The 12,488-nt window shown below is 41.3% G+C and carries 9 protein-coding genes and 1 rRNA gene; 4 read left to right on the forward strand and 6 right to left on the reverse strand.

The annotated features are described in order from the left end of the window. Nucleotides 1–86: ribosomal RNA gene (rrf, locus tag DFQ04_RS11440) — 5S ribosomal RNA — on the forward strand; the annotation flags it as partial. 203 nt (nt 87–289) lie between these two features. On the opposite strand, the gene DFQ04_RS11445 is transcribed toward rrf, so the two are convergent. The 3 genes from DFQ04_RS11445 to DFQ04_RS11455 form a co-directional block, all read right to left on the reverse strand. Continuing rightward, on the reverse strand, nt 290–730 hold the full coding sequence (locus tag DFQ04_RS11445) for a DinB family protein (RefSeq protein ID WP_133555957.1): 441 nt from the start codon (nt 728–730) through the stop codon (nt 290–292). A 74-nt stretch (nt 731–804) separates the two neighbouring features. Further along, nucleotides 805–3,201, reverse strand: a complete 2,397-nt coding sequence (locus DFQ04_RS11450; RefSeq protein WP_133555960.1) for a ribonucleoside-diphosphate reductase subunit alpha — start codon at nt 3,199–3,201, stop codon at nt 805–807. 41 nt (nt 3,202–3,242) lie between these two features. Then, nucleotides 3,243–4,229 (reverse strand): ribonucleoside-diphosphate reductase small subunit, encoded by a 987-nt coding sequence (locus DFQ04_RS11455; RefSeq protein ID WP_133555962.1) that lies wholly within the window; start codon nt 4,227–4,229, stop codon nt 3,243–3,245. A gap of 579 nt (nt 4,230–4,808) precedes the next feature. Here DFQ04_RS11455 and rplU point away from each other — a divergent pair. The 3 genes from rplU to DFQ04_RS11470 all read left to right on the forward strand — a co-directional run bounded on the left by rplU (nt 4,809) and on the right by DFQ04_RS11470 (nt 8,627). Next, nucleotides 4,809–5,120, forward strand: a complete 312-nt coding sequence (gene rplU / locus DFQ04_RS11460) for a 50S ribosomal protein L21 (protein WP_133555964.1) — start codon at nt 4,809–4,811, stop codon at nt 5,118–5,120. Nucleotides 5,121–5,155: 35 nt separating this feature from the next. Then, nucleotides 5,156–5,416 carry a 50S ribosomal protein L27 gene (gene rpmA, locus DFQ04_RS11465; protein WP_133555966.1) on the forward strand — a complete coding sequence of 87 codons (261 nt, stop codon included), beginning with the start codon at nt 5,156–5,158 and terminating at the stop codon, nt 5,414–5,416. A 148-nt stretch (nt 5,417–5,564) separates the two neighbouring features. After that, nucleotides 5,565–8,627, forward strand: a complete 3,063-nt coding sequence (locus tag DFQ04_RS11470; protein WP_133555968.1) for a VPS10 domain-containing protein — start codon at nt 5,565–5,567, stop codon at nt 8,625–8,627. Between the two features lie 38 nt (nt 8,628–8,665). On the opposite strand, the gene DFQ04_RS11475 is transcribed toward DFQ04_RS11470, so the two are convergent. The 3 genes from DFQ04_RS11475 to rnr are packed head-to-tail and all read right to left on the reverse strand — an operon-like array spanning nt 8,666 to nt 12,455. Then, a complete protein-coding gene (locus tag DFQ04_RS11475) occupies nt 8,666–9,295 on the reverse strand; it encodes a rhomboid family intramembrane serine protease (RefSeq protein WP_133555970.1) in 630 nt (209 codons plus the stop codon). 3 nt (nt 9,296–9,298) lie between these two features. Continuing rightward, nucleotides 9,299–10,285, reverse strand: a complete 987-nt coding sequence (locus DFQ04_RS11480) for a polyprenyl synthetase family protein (protein ID WP_133555972.1) — start codon at nt 10,283–10,285, stop codon at nt 9,299–9,301. Continuing rightward, complete coding sequence (gene rnr / locus DFQ04_RS11485; protein ID WP_133555974.1) at nt 10,248–12,455, reverse strand: ribonuclease R; 2,208 nt, start codon at nt 12,453–12,455, stop codon at nt 10,248–10,250. The genes DFQ04_RS11480 and rnr overlap by 38 nt, the downstream gene beginning before the upstream one ends. Nucleotides 12,456–12,488 lie beyond the last annotated feature (33 nt).

Here is a 12,488-nt window from a genome sequence, read left to right on the forward strand (position 1 = left end):
CCTCTTCCCATCCCGAACAGAGAAGTTAAGCCCTGCAGCGCCGATGGTACTGGGGTTACACCCGGGAGAGTAGGTCGCCGCCACATTATTCAAAAAGCCCTTCGATCATTCGGAGGGCTTTTGGCGTTTATAGGGGTTAAGAACAAAGACACTAGACACTAGACCTAAGACCTATAAAGGATACTTTTGCATCTTAGCACACAGGAAAGAAGCCGACAATGGTCAAGGGGCTATAATATGATTCAAGCCAGCTGGAAGCTGGAATTTTTATTACCAGATTTTATACTTTTTAAACTCCAAACTGGCCCAAGTGGTGGCCAATATGTTTTCCATGGAAGATTATCCACTCATTTTGAGTTAATTTTCCAAATCGTGGATGGGTTGGTTTTGCTTCTGGATTTTGTGAAAAGTAGTCTTCGAATCCCTGAATGCTTTTAATTAATTCCTCCTTTGCAGCTTCCAAACTTGGAAATCTAAGATCCATCAATTGATCATTCAATCCTGGTGCTTTTGCACCAATTGGAAATATCATATCAGTATGGATCAAAGCATTCTTCTGAGCGAGTTGCTTTTCTGTAGGCTCAAAATCCGGAATTTTAATTCTCCCATTTGAAATCTTGAGTGTTAAAATGAGATGCTCCACCATATGTTGAGGTGTCATGATTCCAAATTTCGCAGGAGTATCTACTTCTAATTTGGAAAGTCTATTTTTTACTTGTTCTTTTTCCATGTCTTGAAATTTAATTCAAAAAAAAAGCACTTGAAACTATCAAGCGCCTTTCTCCATTTTACGAACTCTAGATTTTAGCTTCCGCACATTTCGCATCCTTCTGGATTATCCAAAGAACATGCGATTGCATCCTGCTTTTGATTTTTTATGGTTTCTACTTCGTTGGCCTTTTCTACTTTAGGTTCCAAAGCAGATTTGTCTAAGGTAAATTTGATTGCAGCTGCAGCAGCCTGAGATCTTAGGTAATACATACCTGTTTTTAATCCTTTTTTCCAAGCATAGAAGTGCATAGAAGTAAGCTTTCCGAAGTTAGGATCTTGCATAAACACGTTCATACTTTGAGATTGACAAATGTATGCACCTCGATCAGCGGCCATGTCAATGATCACTTTTTGAGAGATTTCCCAAACGGTCTTGTAAAGATCCTTGATATTTTGTGGGATTCCAGGCACGTTTTGAACAGATCCATTGGTCGAAATAAGTCTATTTCTCATGTTCTCATTCCAAAGACCAAGATTGATCAAATCTTTCATGAGGTGCTTGTTCACCACGATGAATTCACCTGAGAGAGTTCTTCGGGTATAAATGTTTGAAGTGTATGGCTCGAAACATTCATTATTTCCAAGAATCTGAGAAGTGGAAGCAGTTGGCATTGGAGCAACCAAGAGAGAGTTTCTCATGCCATATTTCTTCACTTTTTCTTTCAGGTCAGTCCAATTCCATCTGCCTGATTTTGGAGTAACTCCCCACATGTCAAACTGAAGAATACCTTGAGAAGCTGGACTTCCTTCATAGGTCTCGTAAGTTCCTTGAGTTTTTGCCAGCTCCATGGAAGTTTCTACTGCAGCATAGTATATGGTCTCAAAGATGTCTTCATTAAGCCCTCTTGCTTCTTCAGAATCAAAAGGCATTCTCAACATGATGAATGCATCTGCCAAACCCTGTATACCCAAACCAATTGGTCTATGTCTGAAGTTGGATCTTCTTGCTTCTTCTACTGGGTAGTAGTTAATATCAATTACCTTATTGAGGTTCTTGGTTGCAACTTTGGTGATCTCATAGAGCTTCTCGTGATCAAAATAAAGCTTTCCATCAGGTCCAGTTGTAATGAATTTTGGAAGTGCAATAGATGCTAGGTTACAAACTGCAACTTCGTCAGGTGCAGTATACTCTATGATTTCTGTACAAAGATTTGAGGACTTAATGGTTCCCAAATTTTTCTGGTTGGATTTTCCATTTGCTGAATCTTTGTAAAGCATGTATGGAGTTCCGGTCTCGATTTGAGACTCAAGGATTTCAAACCAAAGTTCTTGTGCCTTGATAGTTTCTCTTGCCTTTCCTTCACGCTCGTATTTTTCATACAATCTTTCAAACTCTTCTCCATGGCAGTCAGAAAGTCCTGGTGCTTCATTTGGACAGAAAAGAGACCATTCCTCGTTCTTTTCCACTCTTTTCATGAAAAGGTCAGGAATCCAAAGCGCATAGAACAAATCTCTTGCTCTCATTTCCTCTTTTCCGTGATTTCTTTTCAGTTCAAGAAAATCCTTGATATCAGCATGCCATGGTTCCAGATAGATCGCAAAGCTTCCTTTTCTTTTTCCACCACCTTGATCTACATAACGAGCGGTCATGTCAAAGTTTCTCAACATGGGCACAATTCCATTGGAAACACCATTGGTGCCTTTAATGTAGCTGCCCTTGGCTCTGATATGATGAATTGATAGTCCGATGCCACCTGCAGATTGAGAGATCTTAGCACACTGCTTAAGCGTGTCGTAGATACCATCAATGCTATCATCCTTCATGGTCAAAAGGAAGCATGAAGATAACTGTGGCTTAGGAGTTCCCGCATTGAAAAGAGTAGGAGTGGCATGTGTAAACCACTTTTCAGAAAGCAGATTGTAAGTTTCGATCGCTGATTCAATATCCTCTCTATGGATTCCCACGGCAACCCTCATCAACATATGCTGAGGTCTTTCTACTACTTTGCCATCCAAACGGATCAGATAGCTTCTTTCTAAAGTCTTGTACCCAAAATAATCATACCCAAAGTCCCTTTTGTAATCAATAGCTTCATCCAACTTGGCAGCGTGCTTTTTGATGATCCCGTATACTTCTGTGTCGATCAACTGGGCGTTTTCACCAGTTTTTGGATTGACATAAGTATAAAGTCTCTTCATGGTATTTGAAAAAGACTGACTTGTAGTTTTATGAAGATTCGAGATGGCAATTCTTGCAGCTAAAATGGCGTAGTCTGGGTGACGTACAGTCAAGGAGGCACAAACCTCAGCGGCTAGATTATCCAATTCTGAGGTGGTCACCCCATCATACAATCCGTCGATTACTTTTTTGGCAACCTCGATAGGTTGGATGAATTTTGGATCCAATTCATAGCAAAGATTTTCTATTCTTGCTGTGATCTTGTCGAATCTAACTGATTCTCTTCTGCCGTCTCTTTTGATTACTAACATACTATGGGAATTTTTAGGTTGATGGGTTAGAAAAGTGGTGGTTAAAAATCTTCTTCAATTGAAAAACGAGAAGAAGAAGATTCGGTGGTTTCTGTAGATTTCATTACTCCGGCCTTTTGGTAGTCACCCACTCTCTTTTCGAAGAAGTTGGTTTTACCCTGCAAGGAAATCATGTCCATGAAGTCAAATGGATTAGTACTGTTCCAAACTTTTTCACAGCCTAATTCCATCAATAGTCGATCAGCTACAAATTCAATGTACTGACACATCAAATCTGAATTCATACCGATCAATCTCACAGGAAGCGCGTCAGTCACGAATTCCTTTTCAATAGCTACAGCGTCGATAATGATTTCTCGGACAGTATCTTTTGGAAGTTGGTTGACCACATGTTTGGTATAGAGGTGGCAAGCAAAATCACAATGCAGTCCCTCATCTCTTGAAATCAATTCGTTGGAGAAAGTCAAACCAGGCATCAGACCTCTCTTTTTCAACCAGAAAATAGAGCAGAAAGAGCCAGAGAAAAAGATTCCTTCAACCGCCGCAAAAGCGATTAGACGCTCGTGGAAGGAACCATTGTCGATCCAGCGAAGAGCCCACTCTGCTTTTTTCTTTACACAGTCAATGTGCTCAATAGCATTCAACAAACGATCTCGCTCAACACCGTCCTTTATATAGGTGTCGATTAATAGGGAGTAGGTCTCTGAATGGATATTCTCCATGGCAATCTGAAAACCATAGAAAAACTTTGCCTCTGTGTATTGTACTTCAGCAACGAAATGCTCAGCTAAGTTCTCATTTACTATCCCATCACTTGCAGCGAAAAATGCCAACACATGAGAAATAAAATGTCTTTCCCCGTCATTAAGGTTTTTCCAATCTGATAAGTCTTGACTTAAATCGATTTCTTCCGCAGTCCAAAAGCTAGCCTCAGCTTGCTTGTAGAATTGCCAGATATCTGGGTGCTGGATCGGGAAAAGAACAAATCGATTGCTATTCTCTTGTAAAATGGGTTCTTGCTGCATCATTCTCTCTGTTTTGTAATTTTTTAATTGAGTGAAAGCAAAAAAAGCTTTCTTAATAGCGCTTGGGGATAGCAAAGGCTGCCTTTTCAGAACAGCCTTGAACAAATATGTAAAGCAAAATCATAAAAAAAAACCGCTAAAGTGCCGGTTTAATGTTGTTTTTGACCAAAAGTCGAAAAACAAATATCTAGCTATAAATCAATATAATAAATGTTGCTATATAAACTCAAGAATCAATCAAATGGGCCTTTTTGGGGGTTTGGAATAATTTTCAACATTTTAAAAAAAGTTTTCCACAAAGATTTTCGACTTATATTTTGACTGATAGTCAGAAAATAATCCTGATTGCTGAAGAAAATTTTAAATTGATCTTCAACGAGTTAGGCTGTTTTGTGAATTTTCCAGACTCAAACTTAGGTGATTTATTGGGGTAAATAGTGTATAGACCCATTCCGTATCATCTCCTGCACTTCCATTGGTTAATTATTTTCAGGTCAATCATTAGCTTGAATTTGGCACTTTGTTTTTTTCTTCAAAATCTCTTCCCTATATTTGCACTCCGATTTCGATAAATCAATTCTCATGTACGCAATTGTTAACATCGCAGGAAAGCAGTTCAAAGTAACAAAAGATCAGTTCGTTTACGCTCCAAAATTGGACGGCGAAGCTGGCGCTTCCGTGGAATTCGACCAAGTACTATTAGCTGAGGCTGATGGTAATGTGTCTGTAGGTGCTCCTATTATTGCAGGAGCCAAGGTATCCGGGAAAATCCTGGATCATGTAAAAGGTGACAAAGTGATTGTCTTCAAAAAGAAGCGTAGAAAAGGCTACAAGAAGAAGAACGGTCACAGACAAGACTTCACCAAAGTATTGATCGAAACTATTACTCTATAAGATTTTCCCCTCGAAAATCATAAACGAATAAAACCATGGCACACAAAAAAGGTGTAGGTAGTTCCAAAAACGGTCGTGAGTCACATTCCAAAAGATTGGGTGTGAAGAAGTTTGGTGGCGAGGCAGTAATCGCCGGAAATATCCTTGTAAGACAAAGAGGCACTAAGCATCATGCTGGCCTTAATGTTGGAGTTGGTAAAGATCACACATTGTTTGCTTTGGCAAATGGTGTTGTAGCTTTCAAAACCAAATCTGATGGCAAGTCTTACGTAAGTGTTGTTCCTTCTGAGGCTTAATACTTACCTACAAAAAATATAAACCTCTTCCTCGGAAGAGGTTTTTTTTTGCCCTGATCTGATTAATTCGCCTTTGATCATTTTTTAGAAAATATATCTTTTTATTCCTTCTAAATTCTAAATTGAAACATCACCAATCAGACCTTACATGAAAAATATCATGAGAATTAGTTGGTCAGGACTACTGCTCGTCCTGATCCTTTCTGGAAATATGCTCTTTGGGCAGCAGGTTCCAGATCCCAAAGTTTACGATGCAGTACAATGGAGATTAGTCGGCCCGTTTAGAGGTGGACGTGCAGATGGAGTAGCTGGGGTAAAGGGTAGTGAAAAGACTTATTATTTTGCCTCAACTGGAGGTGGAATTTGGAAGACCACCAATGCCGGACAAACATGGAAGTCAGTTTCTGATGGATTTTTTGGAGGTTCTATGGGAGCAGTGGCAGTAGCAGAAAGCGACACTTCTGTAGTCTATGCAGGAGGTGGGGAAAAGACTGTTCGCGGTAACGTTTCTTTTGGCTATGGGGCTTGGAAAAGTACCGATGCCGGGAAGACCTGGTCAAGAGCGGGCCTTGATAAAACCCGCTTTATTTCCAGAATGAGAATTCACCCTTCCAATCCCGATGTAGTTTATGCAGCAGTTTTGGGAGATATTTTTCAGCCTTCCGACATGCGGGGTGTTTACAAGACAACAGATGGCGGTAAGAATTGGGAAAAAGTTCATTATGTCAATGATCAAGCTGGGGCGGTGGATTTGATCTTGGATCCAAATAATCCAGAAATCTTGTATGCTACCACCTGGGAAATAAAAAGAACACCTTATAGTTTGGAAAGTGGTGGACCTGGGTCCAAAATGTTCAAATCTGTAGATGGAGGTAAAACTTGGGATGAACTTTCTGCGAAAGAAACTTTCCCTAAAGGTGTTTTGGGAATCATGGGAATTACCGTTTCTCCGAAAAATTCGAATAGGTTGTACGCGATTATTGAGAATGATAATGGAGGAGTTTTCACTTCTAAAGATGCCGGTCAAACCTGGGAAAAAGTCAATGAAGACCGTAGCCTTCGCCAGCGAGCTTGGTATTATTCCAGAATTTTTGCAGATACCCAAGATGAAGAGACTGTTTACGTCCTCAATGTGAGCTATCACAAATCCACCGATGGAGGAAAGACTTTCAAAAGTGCAAATGCTCCACATGGAGACCATCATGATCTTTGGATAGATCCATCGAATAATCAAAGAATGATCATTGCTGATGATGGGGGAGCGCAGATTTCCGAAGACGGAGGAGCGACTTGGTCTACTATGATGAACCAACCTACATCTCAGTTTTATCGAGTGACCACGGACAATAGCTTCCCTTATAGAATTTATGGTGCGCAACAGGATAATTCTACGGTAAGGATCAGACATAGAAATGATGGAAATGCCATCACTGAGAATGATTGGGAGCCTACAGCAGGTGGTGAATCAGGCTGGATAGCACCAGATCCTAAGGATAATGATATTGTGTATGGTGGCTCATACGGAGGACTACTCACACGAGAAAATCATAGAAATGGAACATCCCGAACAGTTAACGTTTGGCCGGATAATCCTATGGGGCATGGTGCAGAAGGAATGAAGTATAGATTCCAGTGGAATTTCCCGATTTTCTTTTCTCCACATGATCCAAATTTGCTTTATACCACAAGTAACCAGTTTCACCGATCTACTAATGAGGGACAAAGCTGGGAAGTATTTTCTCCGGACCTGACTAGAAATGATAAAAGCAAACTAGGCCCATCAGGAGGTCCGATTACAAAGGATAATACCTCTGTGGAATACTATGCGACAATCTTTACAGCTGCAGAATCACCCATCAAAAAAGGAGTCATCTGGGCGGGATCAGATGATGGACTAGTTCATGTCACTACCGATAATGGAGCAACCTGGCAAAATGTTACGCCAAAGGATATGCCTGAATGGTTGCAAATCAACTCTATTGAGCCAAGTCCATTCGAGGCTGGTGAGGCCTATTTTGCCGCCACTGGCTACAAGATGGGGAATTACGAGCCATACCTCTTCAAAACCAAGGATTACGGAAAAACCTGGACCAAAATCGTTTCAGGAATCGATCCAGAGCATTTTACACGAGTAGTTCGTGCTGATCCTGTCAAGAGAGGAATGCTCTATGCAGGTACGGAAACTGGCATCTATTACTCCAAGGACGATGGAGCAAGCTGGCATTCGCTTCAGTTGAACCTTCCGATTGTTCCTATCACGGATTTGACGATTAAGGAAAACAATCTGATTGCAGCTACTCAAGGTCGTTCATTCTGGATTATTGATGATTTGACCGTTTTGCATCAAGCAGAGCCTGGAATGGAGAATAAGGCATTTCATCTTTATAAGCCTCAGGATTCTTATCGAATTGATGGTGTAAAAAGAACTAGCTTGACCGATGGATCGAATAGACCTGGGGGCGTTTTGGTGTATTATTTCTTAAAGGAAAAACCACAAGACGAGCTTAAAATCGAATTCTTCAATGACAAGAACGAGCGCATCCGATGGTTCTCCACCAAAGGAGTGAATGGTGATACCTTGAAAGTTAAATCTGGAGCAGGAGAATTTAACTGGAACTTGAGAGTGGAAAATGCGGAAGGGTTCGATGGACTCATCATGTGGGCAGCCAACCTGAGAGGACCAAAAGTGATCCCGGGAACCTACAAAGTGAAAATGACTGTGGATGGAGAGGCTCAAGAGCAAAGCTTCAAAGTACTTGCAGATCCGCGCTACGAATCCACTCAGGCAGAGCTTGAAGAACAATACAATTTCCTATTGGCAGTTCGAGATAAACTCACTGAAACTCATCAGGCGATTAAATTGATCCGTGCATACAGAACTGAGTTGGATTCTTTGGGATCCAAACCGGAAAATCTGGAGCAAATCCAAGCCGAGATGAAGCAAATTGAGGAGACGCTCTACCAAACTCAAAATCGAAGTGGTCAGGATCCTCTTAATTTCCCAATTCGTCTAAACAACAAATTGGCTCACTTAAGCAGCGTGGTTGGAAACGGAGACTATAAACCTACCGATCAATCAGAAGCGGTGAGAACTGAACTGACCGAACAAATCGATGTTCAGTTGGCAAGGTTCAGGAAGTTAGAGAGAGAACAGATTTCCCGACTGCTCAATATTGAAGAAATGAAAACGAAACTCGAAATCAAAAAGTAATAAAAGAGGCCTCTGGGATTTCCAGAGGCCTCTTTCTTTTAAAATGGTTTAAAATCTTTCAATTGCTCGATAAAATGTAAGGCACTGGAAGGAGATAAAATCAAAATAAAAACAATCCCAAAAATGGCTCCGTACAAATGCGCATCATGGTTGATACCGTCATTTTCCTGCTTCGCTTTGACATAGGAGTAAATCAGGAATAATCCTCCAAGGATGAAACCAGGCAGGCATAAAATCCCAAACAAACAGATATCTGCCAAAGGCAAAATGATGATGCTGGCAAAAACAGTGGCAGCCGTTCCTCCAGATGCACCAAGAGCTCGATAGGAGCTGTTGTCTTTATTTTTACTGTAGGTCGGGAGGTCAGAAATAATTATCCCTAATAGGTAAAAGGCGACAAATAAAATTCCTCCAGTTAGCTGACCAAATTGATACCTCAGAAACATTTCCACGACTCCACCAAAAAAGTAGAACGTAAACATGTTGAAAAGAAGGTGGATGTAATCCTTATGGATAAATCCAGAGAGTAAGAATCTATCCCATTCTTTTCTATGCTTGATCCGATAGGGGATAAACATCCACCGGTTGAGCATTTCATATTTATTAAAGCCAATGATACTCGTGATCGCCGTAAGGACAATCAGAATGGTGGTTATCGATAAATCCATAGCTTATTTTTCCCGGTGAACGAGATCTTGGACAATCGCCGAAAGGTTCTGGAAATAGTCTTCATTTTTGAAGTGAATGCTTTCCAATTGCCTGAAACCAGAATCAAAATAATACTGCATTTTGGCTTCTGTCAGGGCTTTTATTCCCAATTTTTCATAGATACCCTTTACGGCATTTACTTTTTCTTCCTTATTAAAATCCTGAAGAGAAAGCCAATGATTTAATTCCTTGGCATCTGCCCCCTCTGCTAGTTCCAAGGCTTTCAGAAGGAGAAATGTTTTTTTATTGGAAATGATATCTCCTCCGACCTGCTTTCCAAACTTTGCCTTATCCGCATAGACATCAAGCAGATCGTCTTTCAACTGAAATCCCACGCCGATATTCACACCAAAATCATAAAGCTTTTGAGCATCCTCTTTCTCAGCACCTGCTAAAATTGCTCCGAGTTGCAAAGCGAAACCCAGCAAAACTGCTGTTTTGAGCCGGATCATATTGAGATATTCTTCTTCAGATACCGTTTCATAGGTTTCGAAGTTCATATCCAATTGCTGGCCTTCACAGACTTCAGCAGCAGTTTGATTGAATAAACGGATGACTTCAGGAAGTAAAGAGGGTTCTGTACCAAGCAAAAGATCATAAGCCCTTACCAACATCACATCTCCGGAAAGGATGGCAATATTGGAATTCCATTTTTCATGTACCGTTGCCTTTCCTCTACGAAGCGGAGCATTGTCCATGATGTCATCATGCATCAGAGTGAAGTTGTGAAAAACCTCTACGGCAGACGCCTGAGAGAGGATTTCCTCCGGATTTTTTCCATAAATCCCATATGCCAACAAGGAAAGGAGCGGACGGATCCGCTTTCCTCCAAGACTCATGATGTAGGTAATGGGTTCGTATAGTTCGTTTGGTGATTCTCCGAAATTGTGGGAGGTAATATGATGCTCAAGCTTAGTTAAAAGAGCGTGAGCGAGGCTTTTTTCTGTCATTATCTGCAAATTCCAAATCGATTGTCCTGCGGTCGATATCGGTATTAACTACCCTGACCGACACTTTGTCTCCCAAAGTGATCATTTTTTTACTTCTCGTCCCAATCAAACGCATGTTTCTTTCGTCAAATTCATAGTAATCATCGTCCATGTCCTGAACTCGAATCATGCCTTCACACTTGGTTTCTGTGATTTCCACGAATACACCCCACTCAGTCACTCCACTCACAATTCCGTCATAATCTTTTTCCTCAGCAAGGGACATAAACTCCACCTGCTTATATTTAATAGAGGCTCTTTCTGCATCTGCTGCCCGCTTTTCCCGCTCGGAAGAATGCATACACTTTTGCTCCCAAGGCTCTGCATCAGGTGATTTTCCTCCTTCCAAATAGTGCTCCAAGAGTCTGTGAACCATCATGTCCGGATAACGACGGATTGGGGAGGTGAAGTGCGTATAATGTGCAAAGGCCAAACCGAAATGTCCTTTAGGCTCGGTGGTATATTTGGCTTTGGCCATACTTCGAATCGCTAATTGCTCCAAAACATTTTGCTCAGGCTTTCCTTGGATTTCATCCATCAGCTTATTCAATGCAGTGGAGATTTTTTTCTCGCTGGTAACGTCCATTTGGTGTCCAAAGCGCTTGGCGAATCCGGAGAATGTTTCCAATCGATCCAAATCTGGACTGTCGTGAGTTCGGTAGACAAAGGTGTCTGCTCCCTGATGTTTTCGGAAAATAAACTCTGCCACATACTTATTGGCCAAGAGCATAAACTCCTCGATCAGTTTGTGGATGTCTTTTCTTTCTTTGACAAAAAGTCCCAGAGGTGTTCCTTTTTCATCCAGTTTGAATTTGACTTCCACCGTTTCAAAATTGACGGCTCCGTGATCAAAACGTCTTTTTCGGATTTTCTTGGCCAATTCATTCAGAAAGGTCAATTCCTTGAAATAATCCCCGGATTGGGTGTCAATGCATTCCTGAGCTTCCTCATAGGCATAGCGTCGATCGGAATGAATAATTGTCCTTCCAATCCAATGATTGACCACATTGGCCTCTTTATCCATTTCAAAAACACAGGCAAAAGTTAGCTTATCTTCTTTTGGTCTGAGCGAGCAAAGGCCATTGCTTAAGCGCTCTGGAAGCATGGGAATGGTTCGGTCTACCAAATAAACTGAAGTAGCTCGATTGAAGGCCTCTTTTTCTAAGGCAGTTTTTGGCTTGACGTAGTGAGTCACATCTGCGATATGCACCCCGATTTCCAGATTTCCATTTTCCAATTCTCTGTAGGAAATGGCATCGTCAAAATCTTTTGCGTCAATAGGATCTATAGTAAAAGTCAAGACATCTCTAAAGTCTTTGCGAGCCTTGATCTCTTTGGCAGAGATTTTTTCAGGAATAGCGTTGGCTTCCTCATCTGCATCTTTTGGATATTCGAATGGAAGACCAAATTCTGCCATGATGGAGTGAATCTCGACTTCATGAAGACCGGCTTTACCCAATACCCGGGTTACTTTTCCGGTTGGGTTTTTATCATCTTCTCTCCATTCGGTGAGTTTGACGATGACTTTTTCATTGTGCTCGGCGCCCATTAGATCTCCACGATGCACGAAGATATCCTTGTGCATCTTCTTGAAGTCAGGTACCACAAATGCAAAACGAGGAGAAATTTCAACACGGCCCACAAATTCATCTCGGTTTCTTTCTAAAATCTCGAGTACACGGCCTTCAGTCCGACCTGATTTTCCTTTTAATGGAAAAACCATAACCCGAACCTTGTCTCCATCCAAAGCCTGCTTAAGGTCAGCTTCTTTGACTAAAATATCACCGGTCTCCGCCTTTGGGTCCTCAGGAATTATAAAGGCAAATCTGGGATTCACAAAATCCACGGTGCCAACTATAAAATCCGGATCTTGGTTGGAGGAGAAATAGTTTCTAGGAGTTCGGGAGATTTTTCCGGTCTCTACCAGACGGTAGAGGGCTGGTTCCACGCCACCTTTTTGGATGGCGTCGCGAATTTCCAATCGTTTGATGATCTGCTTGGCGTTGAATTCTTCGCCAAAATGTGCGTCTAAAAATTGTAGAATCTTTTTGGCTAGCGTTCCCGAGTCATTGCCTTCCCGGAAGCCTCCTTTATTTTTTTTCGAATGTTTTCTATCTGATTTTCTTCCCATGAGGGTTTTTATTTCTTGTGTTAATGGTTCATT

This window comes from Algoriphagus boseongensis, from assembly GCF_004362805.1.
Classification (GTDB): domain Bacteria; phylum Bacteroidota; class Bacteroidia; order Cytophagales; family Cyclobacteriaceae; genus Algoriphagus; species Algoriphagus boseongensis.